The organism is Parasphingorhabdus pacifica, from assembly GCF_054779195.1.
In genome coordinates this window covers 236,762-253,793 of record NZ_BAAGYS010000006.1, presented here as the reverse complement: position 1 = coordinate 253,793, position 17,032 = coordinate 236,762, and the positions used below count along the sequence as shown (strand labels likewise).

Below are 17,032 nucleotides of genomic sequence, written 5' to 3'. Positions count from 1 at the left end.
AGGTCACTAGGGTCCTCAGCTGGCGACATCGGCCGGTTCTGGTTTCTCGACGCGGCGCAGCACCGCGACGACCAACGCGGACAGGGCGAAGGCCACCACGGTGGCGACGATCGACACGGTCTGCAACGCGTCGGTGAACGCGGTTCGGGCGGTGTCGAGCACGAGCGTGCCCTCGGCGGGCGGCAGGCTGTCGGCGACGGCCGCCGCACCGCCGAGCGTGTCGCCCGCCTCGGCGCGCGCGTCCGAGGGCAACTCGGCTGCTGCGGTGGCCATCTGCGCGCGATACAGCACCGTTCCCAGGCTGCCGAGCAGGGCGACCCCGAGCGCTGCCCCGAGCTCCCCGACGGTCTCATTGAGCGCCGAGGCGGCCCCGGTCTTCTCTTCCGGCACGCTGCCGACCACCAGCTCGGTGCTCAACGCCATCAGTGGCGCGATTCCCAGACTGACGACGACGTTGCCGACGACAACCACCGCCAGCGCAAGCGCCCCACCAACCTGGGTGAAGACGAGGAAGCCGACGCCGCTGACGACGAGGCCGCCGGCCACGATGAACGCGAGACGCACCCGTTCAGCCAGCCACGGCGACAGCTGCGTCCCGACGATGACGGCCAGCGCCTGCGGCACCATCCAAGTGCCTGCCACCAGCGGTGAGAGCCCGAGCACGAGCTGCAAGTACTGGGTGATGAACACCTGGATCCCGGCCGTGGTCAGCAGCGCCATCATCAGGGTGACCATGCCGGTGGTGAACGTGCGGTTGGTGAACAGCCGCAGGTCGACCAGCGGCTGGGCGAGCGTGAGCTGGCGCCGGACGAACACCACACCGCCTGCCAGCCCGACAACGATCGCGATCAGCACCGTCGACACCGTGCCGCCGGCCGCGAGCTCCTTGAGCCCGTAGACCACGCCCATCACCGCGACCAGCGATAGCACCACGCTGACGGGATCCAACCGACCCGCGTTCGGTTCGCGGTACTCCGGCAGGACCCGCGGCCCCACGACCAGCAGCAGCGCCATGATCGGCACGCCGACCAGGAACACCGCTCCCCACCAGAACCACTGGACGAGCAACCCACCGGCGACCGGGCCCAGCGCGACGCCCGCCGAGAAGCAGCTCATCCACACCGCGATCGCCCGCGCCCGCTGTGCCGGCACGGTGAACATCGTGGTCAGCAGCGCCAAAGTGGACGGCATCAGCGTCGCCCCGGCGAGCCCGAGCAGGCCACGCGCCGTGACGAGCATCAGCCCGCTCGTCGAGAACGCGGCGAGTACCGACACGCCCCCGAAGCACGCGGCACCGATCAGGAGCAGTTTTCGCCGACCGACGCGGTCGCCGAGTGTCCCGGCCGTCACCAGCGTGCCGGCGATGATGAAGGTGTAGATGTCGACGATCCAGAGCAGCTCGCTACTGGAAGGCGCCAGCTGCGCGCTGATCTCGGGTAGCGCCAACAACAGGATGCTGGCGTCCATCGACACGAGCAGCGTCGGCAGGCCGAGCACCGCCAAACCCCACCACTCCCGCCGACCGGCACGGGCGGGTGTCCACTCCGTCATCACCACTGCCTTTCGTTCGATCGTCCGCCCAACCCGTTCCATGGTCAGGAGGTATGGCCGGTGTCGACCTGCATCGGCGCCAGGGCCTCTCGGTTGCATGTGGACAGAGGTCGGCTCCATGTCCATGGATGGCGACAGATCGACGCGGCGAAGCTAAAACTTCAACCAAGCTATAGGTCAACCTGTGATCGGAAACTCTGCTGCAGCGCAACGTCCTGAGACACCACAGTTCCGGCAGGAAGCTCACGCGAATTGACTTCAACCACTGTCGAAGTTCTAGCTTCTATGGCGGCACAGCTGTGGTTTGAAACGAGCACGGAGGTGAAAGGGCATGCGGGTAGTCCAGGTGACGCGGTTCGGTGGCCCGGAGGTATTGGTGCCGACCGAGCAGCCGGATCCGGTAGCCGGGCCGGGGCAGGTCGTGGTGGACGTGGCTGCGGCTGAAGTGCTGTTCCTCGACACTCAGCTGCGCAGCGGGTTGTTCCACGAGTACTTCGCTGTGCAGCCCCCATATGTTCCTGGCACCGGGGTTGCTGGCACGGTGAGCTCGGTCGGCACGGGCGTGAATCCTGGCTGGATTGGCCGTCGGGTCGTCGCCGGTACCGCCGAGGAGGGTGAGTACGTCGGCGGAGGATGCGCGGAGCGGGTCGCAGTACCAGCCGGCGAGGTGTTCGAGGTGCCTGCGGACCTTGATCTGCTGGAGGCGTTAACAGGTCTGCACGACGGCCTGATGGCCTTGAGTCTGACGGAAAAGGCCGCCCTTCAACCGGGAGAGCGGGTGCTGGTGACCGCAGCGAGTGGCAGCCTCGGGGTCTGGTTGATACCGCTGGCACAAGCGACCGGTGCTCAGGTCATCGCCGCTGCTCGCAGCGAACGGAAGCTGTCACATACTCGCCGGCTGGGCGCGGATGTGACGGTTGACTACTCCGAAGCCGGCTGGACAGAGCGGATGCGTAAGGCCACCAACGGCTCAGGCGTGGATGTGGTCTTCGACGGCGCGGGCGGCCAACTCGGCCGGTCCGCCTTCGACATCACTGCCGAGGGCGGGCGGTTCTTCTCTTACGGTGCGGCAACCGGCGACGTTGCCGACATCGATATGCGTGAGGCGGAGCGCCGTCAGGTCACCGTGTTCGGTATCGAGGACGAAATCACCGCGGAGGATTGGAGGCGGCTGGCCAATCAGGCGCTGTCCGAACTAGCGACCGGGCGAATCAGGCCGGTCATCGGGCAAACCTTGCCACTGGAGCGTGCCGCCGATGCGCACGCCGCAATCGCCGCGCGCGACGTCATCGGAAAGACAGTGCTCCTGACTTGACGAGACAACGCCTCACCCACGCACCGGGGTGGTACCTGGCGATCCGCAAGCTTTCCAACGGCAGGATCGACGTGAGGTAGGCGAGGGTCTCAACCGAAGGCTTGCTCGGTACCGAGATGGCGAGGACAAGGGACGCCAATGAGCAGCGAGCCCGAGGTGGGTGTGACTGCTCGCCCGAAGCTCATGCGTCTGCTCCGAATTCAAGCTCGCGCGGGGTCTGCCGGGCTTCCGTCCGCTAAGATGGTCGTCATCACACGATGTGCAGGGATGATGCGCTTGGCTACGGCGCGGTTCCCGTGGCTTTGGTTGTTGCCGAGTCTCGGGCTTCTCATCACCATGGGCACCTGGGGCGCAATGGTGTATTCGGACCTACCCGAACTGATTCCCAAGCACATCGGCCCGAGCGGGGTCGACGAGTGGTCACGCAAGTCCGTGGGATCGGTGTTCGTGCTGCCGTTCGTCTACGTCGGAATCACGGCACTGTTCGGTGGTCTCGCCTTGGGAATCATGCGGATCACTCCGGACAGTGAGGTGCCGTACGATCGCCGCCCCGAGATGATCAACCGCCCGGCCAGTGCCGCCTCGGCGACACGATGCGCCAAGGCGGTGCTGGGCCTCAATACCGCTATAGGCGTGGCGTTCCTGCTCCTATGCGCAGTCATCTGGCGCACCACGCACGAGTCCGCTGTGCCGTTGTGGTTGTTGCCCACAGAGTTGGGCCTCATTCTCGCGGGTACGGTGCCATTGCTCGTCGCCGGCCTCCGCGACCGGTCGGAGAAACGGGAGCGCACTCAGTGAAGAGTTCCGATCGATGCCCTGCCGACAGGGCCGAAACAAGCCGAGAACGATCGCTGTGGGCTGGTGCCGGCCTTATACGGCTGTAAATGACTCTGGCTGGAGCGCAGCAGCTTCGGCTGATCGACACCGAGCAACTGCTTATCCGGTCGGGCTCGGCGTGTCGAGTCCAGTTGATCGTTGACGTTCTGGACCCAGAACATGGGTTCTCTCCGGTGTTGCGGGGCCGGGGGCTCAACTCGCGCAACTCACCACCCCGACAAGCTCAATACCTACGAATCATTCGCCTGCTCCCCGGCTTGCCGGGGTGGTGGGTGCAGGGCCGTGGCGGTGGTGGTGATGGCGTTCAGGGCGGTCGTGATGACGGGATGTTCGCGACTGCCGAGGCGGGTGGCGGCGAGGATGCGGCGGGCGGGCGCCGGGTCGCCGTGCAACGGGATGCGTGCCACGGGCCAGTCGTCGTGCAGTCGGGCGAGTCGGGGCACGAGGATGATGCCGAAGTGGTGGGCGACCAGGGCGGTTCCGGTGTCCCACTCGTCGGCGTAGTGGGCGATGTCGGGCGTGAATCCGGCGGCCATGCAAGCGGTGAGCACCAGGTGGTGGTAGGTGGTGCCGGGCCGTCCCATGATCCACGATTCGTCGGCGGCGTCGGCGAGGGTGACTCTGCGGCGTGTCGTCAGCGGATGGCCGCTGGGAACCACCAGGTCCAGGGGGTCGTCCAGCAGCGGATGCTGGTCGAAGCGCGCGTCCGAGCTGGGCGGGGTATCGGCGGTGGCGATCAGCAGGGCGAGATCGGCGTCCCCGGCCAGCAACAGGTCGAAGCACCGGGCAGGTTCGGCTTCGATCACTCGCACGCCCAGCTGGGGATAGTGGTCCCGCAGGGTGGCCGCGGCCGGGGGCAGCAGGTGCGTGGCGGCGGTCGAGAAGCCGCACAGCGTGAAAGAGCCGCCGGGTTCGTCCGCGGCGGCGGCCAGTTCGGCGTGCGCGCGCTCCACTTGGGCCTGCAGCACGTCGACGTGGCGCAGCACGGTGGCCGCCGCGGCGGTCAGCCGGATGCCGCGACCGGACTGGCTCACCAGTTCGACGCCGAGTTCGGCGGCCAGCTGGCGCAACTGGTGCGAGACCGCGGAGGGCGTGTAATGCAGCGCCGTCGCGGCGGCGGTCACCGTGCCGTGGTGGGCCACCAGCTGCAGCACCCGCAGCTTCGGGTCGATCATGTTCATATTTTACACGGTTTCATGCGTATACATTTGATTTTCCTCATGGGTCATAGCGGGCAGGCTACGGGATGTGCTGCTGACGGATTTCTCTGACGATCGTTGTTCCCGTAGGCCCCACGGCCGGCTCGTGCGCCGAACTCGCCGTGGCACGCACGAACTGCGCACGGCTGTGTTCCTGCTGGTGGTACTCACGGCCGGGGCATACCTGCCCAGTCCGCTGTATCCGGATTATCAGCACACCTTCGGATTCAGCGATCTGACGATGACGCTGGTATACGCGATGTTCGCGCTGGTCAGCGCGCCCGCGCTGCTGCTTTTCGGGTCGGCGACCGATTCGGTCGGCCCCCGAGCGGTGCTGCGGATCAGCGTGGTGGTGGCCGCGCTCGCTTCGGGGTGTTTCGCCCTCGCCCAAGGCCCGGGCTGGCTACTGATCGGCCGCGCCGCGCAGGGCCTGGCGCTGGGGGCCGCGACCGGAGCGGCGACCGCGTTGATCACGGAGCACGCTCCCGCGCGGAACCAGGTCCAGGCGTCGGTGCTGGCCACCATGGCATTCGTCGCCGGTACCGCTGCGGGCCCGATCGCCGCGGGCGCGTTGGCGGAGTACGCACCGGCACCACAGGTGCTGCCGTTCCTGGTGCACCTGGTCTTGCTTGCGGTCGGCTGGCGTCGCGCGTCGTTCCTCCCCGCGCCCGCGTCGCTCCGGACTCGCTGGCGGCCCACCCGACCGCACATACCTCCTCGCATGCGACCGCTGTTCTCCTCCGCCGCGGCGACCGGCTTTCTGGCGTGGACCGTTGCCGGTCTGTTCTTGGCGGTCATACCGGCGGTCCTCAGCCGAACGGCCCAGATCGACAACCTGGCGATCATCGGCGGCGTCGTCGGCGCCGTACTGGCGTGTTCCGTGCTGTCCCAACCCCTCGTGACCCGTTGCGGCGCGCGTCTGGCGCAGCTCGTGGGGCTCGGTGCGCTGCTGGTCAGCCTCGCCACCCTGGCGTGGACCGGCGGGGGCTCGGTTTCCGGGACCGTGATCGGGGCCGTGACAGCCGGAATCGGGCACGGACTCAGCTACGGCGGAGCTACCGCCGCCATCGACACGGCCGCGCCCGAGAACGAGCGCGGGGCGATCAGCTCCGCGCTGTACCTCGCCTTCTACGTCGGCTCCGGAGGTCCGGCCGTGGCGGTCGGCCTCTTGACCCTCTGGCACCCGTTGACCACGGCGGTGTCCTGGCTCAGCGCCGCCACGGCCGTGCTCGTGCCGCTCGCCGGTATCGCGACCGTGCTCACGACCGCGCACCACGACCGGCACTCGCCGACCGCGGCTCGTCGACGCGGAACCACCACGGTCGGCGGCACGCGGCATCCCGGCACGAGGCGGTGTAGCCGTAGGACCCGCGCCCACGGAACGTGCTGTGGCGTCTTCGCCGAACGACACCCGGCCGAGCGGCTTCTCGGTGGGTGGAACCGGGTCGATTAACCCGGTTCAGTGCCCTCGATCGTGTGATGAGCAAGCGGCTCTGCCCACGGCGGTGGCGAAGACGACTCCGGTGCCGGAAGCGCGGACGCTTCAGTTGAAGGTCAGGACGGGTTTGAGGGTGGTCCCCTTCTCGGAGTCCGCGACAGCCTGGTTGAGGTCGTCGAAGGCGTACGTCCGGATCAGCTTGTCGATGGGAAACCGGCCCTGCTTGTACAGCTCGACCAGTTTGGGGATGAACACGCGCGGCACGCTGTCGCCCTCCACGATGCCGCGCACGGTGCGGCCGAACAGCAGCGACGACATGTCGATCGAAACTTCGGTACCCAGCGCGGCGGCGCCGATCAGGCCGCAGGTTCCGCCCTGGCTCAGCGCGTCGACCGCCTGCCGCAGCACAGCCGGAACGGCGGTGGTCTCCACGGTGTAGTCGACGCCGAGACCGCCGGTGAGTTCCCGAAGACGAGCCACCGTCTCCCCGTCGGCCGCGTTGATCACGTGCGTGGCACCCAGTTCACGGGCGAGTTCGAGCCGGTGCTCGTTGAGGTCGATGGCGACGATGGTGGTGCAGCCCGCGATGACGGCACCCAAGACGGCGCTGGTCCCGACCGAGCCCGCGCCGAAGACCGCGATGCTGCTGCCCGCCGAGGGGTCGAGGGCGTTGAGAACACCACCCACGCCGGTTTGGACGCCGCACCCCAGCGGGCCGAGCAGTTCCAGCGGCACGGTCGGATCCACCTTAACGACGTTGCGCTCGGTTGCCAGGGCGTGCGTGGCGAAGGACGACTGCCCGAAGAAAACCCCGTGCACATCACCGGAATCGCGGTGCAGCGGCGTGCTTCCGTCGGCACGCGAGCCCGCGAAGTTGGCGGCGAAGAACTCGTCGCAGTACGTGGAGCGGCCCTGGACGCACATGCGGCAGCCACCGCACGAGTTGAAGGTGAGCACGACGTGGTCGCCGGGAGCGACGTAGGTGACGTCGTCGCCGACGGCTTCCACGACGCCCGCGCCCTCGTGGCCGAGCACGGCAGGCAGCGGTACCGGGTACAGCTGGTCGCGGACGATCAGGTCCGTGTGGCACACACCGGCGCCGACCACTCGTACGACGACCTCGTCCGACCGCGGTTCCTCCAGCTCGAGGGGAACCAGGGTGAAGGGAGCGCTCTGGTGCTCGGTGACTGCAGCGGTGATGCGCATGGTGCGGCTCCTTTCCGGTGGCCCAACACCATCATGGGTACCTCCGAAACACCCCGACCAACACAGGCCGCAGCGCAGGCGGAGGTTGAGGTCCTCTTCCTCTGCACAGGCCTCCTGCGGAGGCGGAATGCTCGCAGAACGTCACCGTCACGAGACATATCCGGGGGAACCAATGACTTCCGAATCCCAACCGGTCGCCGGGCAGGACACGTCCCAGACGACGTCGAGAGAGCAAAGCACGTGGGCAGTAACCCAGACGCGGCCGGACCAGATCTCGAACTGGCTCACCTTCTCCGGGACGCTGCTGCTGCTGGTCGGAATTTTCAACCTCATCAGTGGCCTGACCTCGTTGTTCCGCGCGGACTACTTCTTCGTCGCCTCCGGCGGGCTGCTGGTCTTCGACTACGCCACCTGGGGATGGATCTGGTTGGCTCTCGGCGTGCTGCAAGCCGCGGTGGGTCTGGGTGCGCTGGCGGGCCAGACCTGGGCTCGCGTCACCGGTGTCGTGCTCGCAAGCCTCTGCGCCATCGGTCACTTGGCCTTCCTCAACGCGTTTCCCGTCTGGTCGCTGCTGGTCATCGCCCTGTCGGTGCTCGTGATCTACGCGCTGGTGGCACCTTCAGCGAACGCATCCGGAGTAGCCTGAACGGGCACGTGCGATAGGCGGAACCCAGCTCAAACCGCACGGCGGAACGGCCGGGCCCGAACCGTTCGAACCGGCGGCAGCCGCCGCGCCGGTGGAAGCCGTCGGGTGGTCAGGCTTCGTCGCTCAAATCCAGTGCCATCAGGACGTCGTCGACGTACTTTTCCCGCAGGAAGAGCTCGCCCCGAAGAGTCCCTTCGACCTGGTATCCGTGCCTGCGGTAGAGCGCTTGCGCTCGAGTATTGGTTCCCAGCACCCGCAACGTGATCCGGCGTGCGCCCCGCGCGGCCGCCTCCCGCCGGACCGCGTGCAGCAGCGCGGTCCCCACTCCCTTCCCCTGATGTTCGGGAGCTACGGAAAACCCGCGGATCTCCTGAACATGCGTGACGGCGGGAGCGACCTTGGGCGCGGCCAGGGCCGCCGGAACCAGCTTCACGAGTCCCAGCACCTGCCCGTCCTGCACCGCTACGAGGACGTCGCGGGGCAGGATCAGATCGTCGAAGAACGCGTCCTCGGGCGATGGCCGCGGGTTCGCGGCCGACTCCCAGGACCACGCGGCATGCGTGATCCGCGCCAGCGTTCGCTTGTCATCCCGCACCGCCGCCCGTATCCGCATGTCCATCCGTTTCCCCGGGCTTCCGGCAACCCGAGTTCGGTTCCGCTGAGACGCAGTATCCGGCTCGGGACAAGCGATTTTCAGCCCTACAGGTGTTCCGCCCTACCGCACCACCCGGACGCCTGCGGGTAGCGACTGTCGGGTGGCACTGATCGTCATGAGCTGGCTCAGGCGGGTGGTGCTGTTACTCAGCATGGTGGCGATCGGAGCGTTCTCGAGCTGGTGGGGTCGGCCGTCGTCATCGCGCTGGGACTGGCCGCCGGCGCGGATGCCGCATGCTCGGCGAGGTTCGGGACCTCGCCGAGCATCAACACTTGGCTATCCCTTGAGCGCGGTTTCGTTCGCTGCCCCGGACGAGGCCTCACCGGTCGAACGGGCCTCATCGGTCGACGCGGACGGTTCCCCCGTGGCTGCCGGGCGCGGACGCACGAACAGCGACACGATGAATGCGAGCGCGCCGATGCCGCCTGCGACGATGAACGAGGTGCGCAGGCCCGCGGCGTCCGGGATCCCGGACGGCGCGGTGCTGCCCAGGGAGGCGACGGAGACGAACACGGCGGTGCCGAACGCGCCCGCGACCTGCTGAGCGGTGGACAGGATCGCACTGCCGTGGGAGTAGAGGTGGTCGGGCAGCGCGCTGAGCGACTCGGTCATCAGCGGCGTCATCATCAGCCCGATACCGGCCATGAGCAGCACATGGATGCCGACGACCGCCGCCAGCGACGAGCCCTCCCCGAGTACGGCGAACAGCCCCAGCGATACGGCGGTGGCCAGCGCACCGGGAATCACCAGCGGACGGGCGCCGAACCGGTCGAACAACCGCCCCACCGGGCGTCCGAGCAGGCCGAGGACCAGCCCGCCGGGGAGCACCGCCAGCCCGCTGACGAACGTGCTGGTGTTCAGGACGGTCTGCAGGAACAGCGGCAGCAGGATCGCCCCGGCCCCCAGCATGCACATGAACAGGAAGACGCTCAGGACCAGAGCGACGGAGAAGGGCCGGTAGGTGAACGGCCGCAGGTCGAGCAGCGCGCGGTCGAGGCGCTGCAACCGGACCTGGCGGACGACGAACACTCCGAGAGCGACCACGCCGATCACGACCGGAATCCACGGTGCCACCGGCCCATCGCCGGACTCCCCGATGGAGGACAGGCCGTAGAGGACGCCGCCGAAGCCGATGGCGGACAACAACACCGAGATCACGTCCAGCGGCACCGGCCGCGTTTCGGTGTCCAGCCGCATCCAGACCGCACCGATCGCCAGGGCGAGGAGCGCCAGCGGCAGCACGATCCAGAACATCCAGCGCCAGCCCAAGCCGAGCACGGCCCCACCGATCGTCGGTCCCACGGCGGGTGCGACGGCGATGACGATGGTGATCGTGCCCATCGTGGCGCCGCGCTTCTCCGGTGGCACGAGGCGCATCGCCGAGGTCATCAGCAGCGGCAGCATGACCGCGGTGCCGCAAGCCTGCACCACGCGCCCGATCAGCAGTACCGCGAATCCGGGCGCGAGCCCGCTGAGCAGCGTGCCCGCGCTGAACAGCGTCAGCGAGGCCAGGAAGACCTGGCGTGGCGTGAAGCGCTCCAGCAGGAAACCGGTGATAGGGATGACCACCGCCATCGTCAGCAGGAATCCGCTGGTCAGCCACTGCACGGTCGTGGTGGAGACGTTCAGGTCGACGCTGAGGTCGCGCAGCGCCACGCTCAGGATCGTCTCGTTGAGGATCATCACGAACGCCGAGACGACCAGCACACCGATCAGCACGGGTACTCGTGCTGATCCGGTGTTGCGGTCGGAGTCCGCGACCGTGTCGCTCACGGATTCGGTCATGGTCGGGCATACCTCGCAGAAGTAGGTCGGGCTCGGCTGGAGCCACCGCTGGTCGTCGAACGCAGGGCGTGAGTCCAAGATCGCGCACGCACCGGGGTCGGCACGTGCGTTCGCTGAGAGCAGGCCGACCCGTGCGAGCACCGCCCCCAGGGCTGCGCGAAGCACTGCATCTCGCTGGCCGGTCGGCTGTGCCGGGCAGCGAAGTCGCGACGACGCCGTGGACAGCGTGAACCGGCAAGGGCCGCTCGGCGGTGAGCGGCGATCGGCGGCCTGCGGTTCGCTTCGGTGGTCGGGAACCGGCCGCCCCAGCGCCGTGGAGGTATCGATGTCCTCGTGCGGACTCCCCCACCGCCGACCCTCTTGGCTTACCGCAGCGTAGAGGTCATCGCTCGGGTCGGCACAGACCGCCCGCCCGGCTCGACCGGATTCGTGCCTGGGTGAAGTGTCGCTGAACAGGCGTTTTTCGGTGGTTTCAGCGAGTAGCTGACGACGCGGTCTTCGGCAACGCGTCGAATCTCACCTCGGTGACGAACGGATCGGCCGAGAGCCGTGGCCGCACGCCGGCCGGGCGCGAGCGGAGAAGGCGGGGGTTACCAGGCTTCTTCGAGAAGTCCCGCGAGCGCGTCGACTTCCAGCGAGCGCGGGTTGGGGTACGGCTGGGCGACCACCCGTTCGGCGACGGCGCGCAGCCCGTCCCGCGGCACGTCCAGTGCGCAGAGGGTCGTCGGTCCGTCGTGGCTGCGGGCGAGCTGGGACACCATTTGAATAGGGGCGCCGCCGGTGATCCGATCGAGCCGGGCCGCCGTCTTCGGTGCCGCGGGCAGGTTGAACGCCATCACGTGCGGCAGCAGCAACGTGTGGAGTTCGGCGTGCGGCAGGTCGAAGGTGCCGCCGAGCGCGTGCGCCAGTTGGTGGTGCAGCCCCATCCTGGTTTGCGCGAGGCAGAGTCCGGCGAGCCAGGCCGCCGATTGGAGGCGCTCGCGCTCGGCCACAGAGGACGGATCCGCCAGCACCGCGGGGAGTGTGGTGAGGATGCCTTCCGCGGATTCGGTGGCGAGTGCGTCGCTCATGGCCGTGGCGTTCGGCGCCCACAGCGCTTCGACCGCGTGGGCCAGCGCGTTCATGGCGCTGGTGAGCGTGAGCCCGCGCGGCATCGTGAGGGTCAGTTCGGCGTCGTAGACGACCGTCCCGGGGGCCAGTTCCGGATCGCGGCGCGTCGTCTTCACCCCGTTGTCGGTCTCGCCGAGCACCGGGGTCACCTCGGATCCGGCGTAGGTGGTGGGAACGGCCACCTGGGGCACGCCGGTGCGCGCGGCGACCGCCTTCGCCAGTCCGATGGCGGAACCGCCGCCGATCGCGACGACGCTGTCGACGCCCGTCTCATCGACCATCGACATGACCTCGGAGGTGACCGCTGCCGGGGTGTGCACGACCGGCCGGTCGAAGCGCGCGGCCAGCCGTGGGCCGAGCGCTTCGGCCAGCTCGTCGGCTGCGGCCTTGGCGGAGCCCGTCGCCACGAGCAACACCCGCGCGGCGCCACCCAGCCGTTCGATCTCGTCCGGGATCCCGTGGCGAGCGCCCGCTCCCACGAGCACCCGGGCGGGAAGGGTCTCGTGGACGCTCACGTGCGCGCGGGTGCTGTCAGGCATGTGGTTCTCCCCGAGGTCGGTCGTTCGGATCAGGGTGGGTGCGGAACCGGTTCGGGTCGGTGGGTCACCTCGTCCTACACCGAAAGCGGCGGTCGCCGCTTCCGAACCAGACCCTAGGTCAGGTGTTCCGTCTCGTGCGCCGCCCTTGTTTTCAACACGGTCGTGCTAATAAATTTCCACCCGTGGAAACACAGTCGTACTATCAAAATGGAGAGCGCGCCCCGGCCGAGGTTGACGCGCAGCGGGCATCTCGGCAGCTCGTCGGCACGCTCGTCGCGCTGGTCGTCGTGCTCCTGGCACTGCCCGCCCAAATGGTCATCAGCCCGGATGGATTCGCCGAATCAATCGCGCGGAGCAACCCGACGCTGAATCCGAGCCAACTGGATCTCGCGCTCAAGTCCTCGATCGCGTTCGCAGCGATCACGCACGTGGCCTTCGGGGCGATCGCGACATGGTTGGTCATCAAGGTCCTGCGAGCCCGCCAGTGGGCCCGTGTCGCGCTCACGGTCTTCGTGGTGCTCGCATTGTGGAACAGCCTGTACTCCGCGGCGGCCGGACCCGAGTACTACTGGGCAGTGATCGCGGGCAACGTGATCCTGGTGGTCATCATCGGCCTGCTCTGGTTGCCCGGACCGGTTCGGCGGCTCTTCACCGAACATCGTCCGGGGCCGGGCCGCGCCGCCCGCGGGTAGGAATATCGGAGCACTGCATGCCCAAGCTCATCGATCACGACGAACGCCGCGAACAACTCGCCGAAGCGGCCTGGCGAGTGATCCTCCGCGACGGGGTGTCCGGCATATCCGTCCGAACGGTGGCCGCGGAAGCGGGGCAGTCGGCCGGGTCGCTGCGGCACATCTTCTCCAACCAGGCCGACCTGCTGGTCTTCGCGCTGCGACTCGTTCTCGACCGGGTGAGAACTCGCGCGGCCGCGCTCCCGACGTTGCCCACAGCGGTGGAGAACGTGGAAGCGATCGCGGCGGAACTCATCCCGCTGGATCGGGAACGCCGCGCCGAGATGGGGGTTTACCTGGCCCTGTTCACCGCCGCGAACGCCGACGCCGACCTCCGGGGACCGCGCGACGAGGCACACCGCGAGCTGCGGGCCGCGTGCCGGACGCTGATCGACCGACTCGACAACGGCGCCGACCTGACCCCTGACGCCGATCGGGAGCTCGAAACCGCCAGGCTGCACGCGGTCATCGACGGACTCGCCGCCCACCTGCTCTACGAACCGGAGGACGCGGACCCCGACTGGGCGCACCGAGTCCTCGTGCGCCACATCCGATCGTTGTCCGTGCCGGAGCGGTAGATCCGGCCGGATCGGCGACCCGTACCGCCCGCGCACCCGTCAAACCGTCACCGATGCCGTTCTCCGGGGCCGCGGGGTCACCGCAGCAGCCCCGCACGCGACCGCCGGGACACCAGCCGAGGAAACCACCGCGGTCTGACGGGTTCGCAGGTGCTTCGAGCGCCCCGGTGAACACCCCGGCACCTCACCGCAAGATCTCCCGGGGAGGTGCCGGGGCGAAGCCCGATGGTGCGCCGCGTTCGGAAGTGACGCCGCGCTCAGGAGTGCAGTTCGCCGCTGAGTACCGTGACGGCGTGGCCCGCGAGCAGCACCCGGTCACCGGCCAATCGCACCCGCAGGAACCCACCGCGCGAGGAAGCCTGCTCGGCGAGGAACTCCGTCCCGCCGAGCCGCTCGGACCACCAGCCGGCCAGGGTGCAATGCGCCGATCCCGTCACGGGGTCTTCCGGGATGCCGACGGCGGGAGCGAAGAAGCGGCTGACCACGTCCGCCGAATCGCCTTCGCCCTCGGCTGTGACGATCACGCCCCGACCCGGTACTCGGGCCAGCACCGCCAAGTCCGGGCGCAGTGCACGGACCTCGGCGGCCGACCCGGCCTCGACGAGCACATCGCGGGTGCCCCGCCGCACCGAGCGGAGGGTGACGCCGGGCAGTCCGGCGACGAGTTCCTCGCACGGTTCCTCCGCGACCGGCTCGTCGGCCGGAAAGTCCAGCTCCACCGACCCGTCCGCACGCGCGGTGCAGATCAGAATGCCGCTGCGGGTATCGAAGCGCTGGTCGCCGCCGAGCACGTGCCCCGTCGCCATCGTGGCGTGCCCGCACAGGTCCACCTCCGCGGTCGGGGTGAACCAGCGCAACGGTTTCGGGGTCTCCGCAGGGACCGAGACCTCGACGAACGCCGTGTTCGGGTGGTTGAGCTCGGCGGCTACGGCCTGCATCCAGGCCGCATCCGCCGGTTGATCCAGCAGCACCACCCCTGCCGAGTTGCCGCTGAACGCTGTCCGGGTAAAGGCATCGACCACATACGCGCGCACCGAGCAACCGTAGCGTTCCGGGACCGGGCGCCGAAGCGAATTCTCGTCGACTGGCCCGCACCGCCCGGAGAGGACGGCTGTCGCGCACGACCGGGGCATGGCACGCCCGCCATGTCCGCGTTCGCACGCGCACCGACGCCGTCAGCGGCATCCGAACAGCCGCCGGACTCACTGCGGGCCGCCACCGGCCAACGCCTCGACCCCCTCGATCCCGAAGTACACGGCGAACACAGCGGCGAGTATGCCGACGAACCAGCCGATCTCCTGCACCTTGCCCTTGGCGAGTTTGATCACCGTGTAGGCGATGAGCCCCGCGCCGATCCCGTTGGTGATCATGTAGGTGAACGGGATCAGGGTCACGGTCAGGAAGATCGGGATGACGTAGTCGGGATCGTCCCAGGGCAGCTGGCGGCACTGGGTCATCATCATGGCGCCGACGACCACCAGTGCCGGCGCGGCCGCCTGGGTGGGCACGATCGAGACGACCGGCGTGAACAACAGGGCCGCGCCGAAGAGGCACCCGGTGAGCACGCTGGCCAGGCCGGTGCGCGCGCCTTCGCCCACGCCCGCCGCGGATTCCAGGAAGACCGTGTTCGGCGACGACCCGGTGACTCCGCCCGCGGCGGCGGCGACTCCGTCGACCGTGAGGATGCGGCCCATGCCCTCGACCTTGCCGCCACGGGTCAGGTCGGCTTGGCGGGCGACGCTGGTGATGGTCCCCATCGCGTCGAAGAAGCCGGACAGCACGAGCGTGAACAGGAACACCGTCGCCGCGACCCCACCTGCGGCGACGAATCCGCCGAACAGGTCGATGTCACCGAACAGGCCGAAGTCGGGCGCGCCGATGAAGCTTTCCGGCAGGTTCGGCTGGATCAGTCCCCAGTCGTCCTCGGTGAGGCCGAGACCGTAGTTCAACCCGACCGCCGCGACCGTGCCGATCCCGATGCTGATGAGCATGGCGGCTCGCACCCTGCGGGCCATGAGCACGATCATGAGCAGCAGCGTCACGCAGAACAGCGCGATGGGCGCCCCTTGCAGGTGGCCACCGTCGCCCATCTCCACCGGAACCGTGGTGTCGGCGGCATCGGGGACGCGGCTGACGAAACCGGCCTGGACGAGCCCGATCAACGCGATGTAGAGGCCGATGCCGACGGTGAGCGCGATCTTCAGCGGGTCGGGGATGGCTTCGATGATCTTCTGGCGCAGTCCGCTGGCGGCGAGGATGATGATGCACACGCCTTCGAGGACCACCAGCCCGAACGCCTGTTGCCAGGTCATGACCGGTGCGATGGTGAACGCCACCACCGCGTTCACGCCGAGGCCGGAGGCGAGCGCCAACGGCGCGTTGCCGATGAGTCCCATGAGGACCGTGGCGAGGGCGGCGGTGAACGCCGTCGCGGTGGTGAGTTCGGCGGTGGTCAGCACGCGCCCGGTGACGTCGGCGGACGAGCCGAGGATGATCGGGTTGAGGATCACGATGTAGGCCATCGCGACGAAGGTCGTGAGTCCGCCGCGCAGTTCGCGCGACACCGTGGAGCCGCGAGAGCTGATTCTGAAGAAGCGGTCGAGACCCGATTCGGGTCTCGATTCGAGCTCGCGGGGCTGCCGCCCCGTTCTTTCCGTGCTTGGCGGGGTCATGCGAGTCCTCCCGTGCCGGTGGGGTGTCGCCGTGCTCCGACCCCGCTACCGAGCTGACCGGTGGCCGCGATTCCCCGGCACGGGGCCGGGGAACTTCCACGGGTTCGTTCTCGGGGTCGCCGAACTGGTGTGAGGCATTACACAGCTCGGCGAGGATCGGTCGATAGCGGCGGAACACACGAAACGGCGGGCCGCACCGAGCGGCACCGTTGTGGTTTCCTACGAACCGCACAGCGCACGAAAAGGCTAAGGTGCCGGTTCCGGGTGTTTCGGCTCGGGGGTCGGCACCCCGCGCGGTCACTCGAACATGCGATAGACGGACTCGGCGACGCAGGCCGGGCGATCACTGCCCTGGAGCTCGATGGTGCCATCGACGGTCACCTGGACCCCACCCTTCGCCAGCTCCTCGTACTTCTGGAGCGTGGCCTGGAGGCGCACCCGACCGTCGGTGGGCACCGGATTGGTGAACCGGACCTTGTTGAGCCCGTAGTTCACCTTGGTGGTCACGCTGTTGACGGTCAGCACTTCGCTCCACATCGGGATGATCAGCGAGAGCGTGAGGAACCCGTGGGCGACGGGTCCGCCGAACGGGCTTTCGGCACGGGCCCGTTCCGGGTCGATGTGGATCCACTGGTGGTCGTCGGTGGCGTCGGCGAATGTGTTGATGCGCGTCTGCGAGATCGGCATCCACGAGCTCGTGCCGAGCGATTCGCCCTCGTACCGCTTCAGGTCGGCGAGTGTTTCCAGCGTGGTGGTGCTGGCGGACATGG

At 68.4% G+C, this 17,032-nt stretch carries 15 protein-coding genes; 6 read left to right on the top strand and 9 right to left on the bottom strand.

The features are described from left to right. Positions 1-15: 15 nt before the first annotated feature. Positions 16-1,551, bottom strand: a complete 1,536-nt coding sequence (locus tag ACYVAN_RS07255) for an MFS transporter (RefSeq protein ID WP_460956993.1) — start codon at positions 1,549-1,551, stop codon at positions 16-18. 376 nt (positions 1,552-1,927) lie between these two features. Here ACYVAN_RS07255 and ACYVAN_RS07250 point away from each other — a divergent pair, with 376 nt between their 5' ends. Further along, positions 1,928-2,866 (top strand): zinc-binding dehydrogenase, encoded by a 939-nt coding sequence (locus ACYVAN_RS07250; protein WP_460956991.1) that lies wholly within the window; start codon positions 1,928-1,930, stop codon positions 2,864-2,866. A 267-nt stretch (positions 2,867-3,133) separates the two neighbouring features. Next, positions 3,134-3,664: a hypothetical protein gene (locus ACYVAN_RS07245; RefSeq protein WP_460956989.1), complete on the top strand. Its 531-nt coding sequence runs from the start codon at positions 3,134-3,136 to the stop codon at positions 3,662-3,664. A gap of 269 nt (positions 3,665-3,933) precedes the next feature. Here ACYVAN_RS07245 and ACYVAN_RS07240 read toward each other — a convergent pair whose 3' ends face one another. Then, the gene (locus tag ACYVAN_RS07240) at positions 3,934-4,878 is read right to left on the bottom strand and encodes a LysR family transcriptional regulator (protein ID WP_460956987.1); all 945 of its coding nucleotides are present in this window, start codon (positions 4,876-4,878) and stop codon (positions 3,934-3,936) included. Positions 4,879-5,008: 130 nt separating this feature from the next. Between ACYVAN_RS07240 and ACYVAN_RS07235 the strand changes: the two genes are divergently transcribed. Next, on the top strand, positions 5,009-6,355 hold the full coding sequence (locus tag ACYVAN_RS07235) for an MFS transporter (protein WP_460956985.1): 1,347 nt from the start codon (positions 5,009-5,011) through the stop codon (positions 6,353-6,355). A gap of 90 nt (positions 6,356-6,445) precedes the next feature. On the opposite strand, the gene ACYVAN_RS07230 is transcribed toward ACYVAN_RS07235, so the two are convergent. After that, positions 6,446-7,546, bottom strand: coding sequence for an NAD(P)-dependent alcohol dehydrogenase (locus tag ACYVAN_RS07230; RefSeq protein ID WP_460956983.1), 1,101 nt, complete (start codon positions 7,544-7,546; stop codon positions 6,446-6,448). A 172-nt stretch (positions 7,547-7,718) separates the two neighbouring features. Here ACYVAN_RS07230 and ACYVAN_RS07225 point away from each other — a divergent pair, with 172 nt between their 5' ends. Beyond that, positions 7,719-8,192 (top strand): DUF7144 family membrane protein, encoded by a 474-nt coding sequence (locus tag ACYVAN_RS07225; protein WP_460956982.1) that lies wholly within the window; start codon positions 7,719-7,721, stop codon positions 8,190-8,192. 109 nt (positions 8,193-8,301) lie between these two features. Here ACYVAN_RS07225 and ACYVAN_RS07220 read toward each other — a convergent pair whose 3' ends face one another. From ACYVAN_RS07220 to ACYVAN_RS07210, 3 genes are all read right to left on the bottom strand, one after another. Then, complete coding sequence (locus ACYVAN_RS07220) at positions 8,302-8,811, bottom strand: GNAT family N-acetyltransferase (protein WP_460956980.1); 510 nt, start codon at positions 8,809-8,811, stop codon at positions 8,302-8,304. Positions 8,812-9,123: 312 nt separating this feature from the next. Continuing rightward, positions 9,124-10,632 carry a DHA2 family efflux MFS transporter permease subunit gene (locus ACYVAN_RS07215; protein WP_460956978.1) on the bottom strand — a complete coding sequence of 503 codons (1,509 nt, stop codon included), beginning with the start codon at positions 10,630-10,632 and terminating at the stop codon, positions 9,124-9,126. Positions 10,633-11,222: 590 nt separating this feature from the next. Further along, entirely contained in the window at positions 11,223-12,281 is a 1,059-nt protein-coding gene (locus ACYVAN_RS07210) for a maleylacetate reductase (RefSeq protein ID WP_460956976.1), read from the bottom strand. 182 nt (positions 12,282-12,463) lie between these two features. Here ACYVAN_RS07210 and ACYVAN_RS07205 point away from each other — a divergent pair, with 182 nt between their 5' ends. Further along, on the top strand, positions 12,464-12,973 hold the full coding sequence (locus ACYVAN_RS07205; RefSeq protein WP_460956974.1) for a hypothetical protein: 510 nt from the start codon (positions 12,464-12,466) through the stop codon (positions 12,971-12,973). Positions 12,974-12,990: 17 nt separating this feature from the next. After that, entirely contained in the window at positions 12,991-13,590 is a 600-nt protein-coding gene (locus ACYVAN_RS07200; protein ID WP_460956972.1) for a TetR/AcrR family transcriptional regulator, read from the top strand. Positions 13,591-13,847: 257 nt separating this feature from the next. Here the strand turns inward: ACYVAN_RS07200 and ACYVAN_RS07195 are convergent, their stop codons facing one another. From ACYVAN_RS07195 to ACYVAN_RS07185, 3 genes are all read right to left on the bottom strand, one after another. Next, positions 13,848-14,624: a PhzF family phenazine biosynthesis protein gene (locus ACYVAN_RS07195; RefSeq protein ID WP_460956970.1), complete on the bottom strand. Its 777-nt coding sequence runs from the start codon at positions 14,622-14,624 to the stop codon at positions 13,848-13,850. Positions 14,625-14,792: 168 nt separating this feature from the next. After that, positions 14,793-16,262, bottom strand: a complete 1,470-nt coding sequence (locus ACYVAN_RS07190; RefSeq protein ID WP_460956968.1) for an NCS2 family permease — start codon at positions 16,260-16,262, stop codon at positions 14,793-14,795. A 297-nt stretch (positions 16,263-16,559) separates the two neighbouring features. After that, positions 16,560-17,030 carry a MaoC family dehydratase gene (locus ACYVAN_RS07185; RefSeq protein WP_460956966.1) on the bottom strand — a complete coding sequence of 157 codons (471 nt, stop codon included), beginning with the start codon at positions 17,028-17,030 and terminating at the stop codon, positions 16,560-16,562. Between the last annotated feature and the right edge of the window lie 2 nt (positions 17,031-17,032).

Bases quoted from the DNA above. Each gene is read 5' to 3' on its own strand.
- ACYVAN_RS07255 (WP_460956993.1), bottom strand. From the start codon at position 1,551: ATGACGGAGTGGACACCCGCCCGTGCCGGTCGGCGGGAGTGGTGGGGT.
- ACYVAN_RS07245 (WP_460956989.1), top strand. From the start codon at position 3,134: ATGATGCGCTTGGCTACGGCGCGGTTCCCGTGGCTTTGGTTGTTGCCG.
- ACYVAN_RS07240 (WP_460956987.1), bottom strand. From the start codon at position 4,878: ATGATCGACCCGAAGCTGCGGGTGCTGCAGCTGGTGGCCCACCACGGC.
- ACYVAN_RS07230 (WP_460956983.1), bottom strand. From the start codon at position 7,546: ATGCGCATCACCGCTGCAGTCACCGAGCACCAGAGCGCTCCCTTCACC.
- ACYVAN_RS07225 (WP_460956982.1), top strand. From the start codon at position 7,719: ATGACTTCCGAATCCCAACCGGTCGCCGGGCAGGACACGTCCCAGACG.
- ACYVAN_RS07220 (WP_460956980.1), bottom strand. From the start codon at position 8,811: ATGGACATGCGGATACGGGCGGCGGTGCGGGATGACAAGCGAACGCTG.
- ACYVAN_RS07215 (WP_460956978.1), bottom strand. From the start codon at position 10,632: ATGACCGAATCCGTGAGCGACACGGTCGCGGACTCCGACCGCAACACC.
- ACYVAN_RS07210 (WP_460956976.1), bottom strand. From the start codon at position 12,281: ATGCCTGACAGCACCCGCGCGCACGTGAGCGTCCACGAGACCCTTCCC.
- ACYVAN_RS07200 (WP_460956972.1), top strand. From the start codon at position 12,991: ATGCCCAAGCTCATCGATCACGACGAACGCCGCGAACAACTCGCCGAA.
- ACYVAN_RS07190 (WP_460956968.1), bottom strand. From the start codon at position 16,262: ATGACCCCGCCAAGCACGGAAAGAACGGGGCGGCAGCCCCGCGAGCTC.
- ACYVAN_RS07185 (WP_460956966.1), bottom strand. From the start codon at position 17,030: ATGTCCGCCAGCACCACCACGCTGGAAACACTCGCCGACCTGAAGCGG.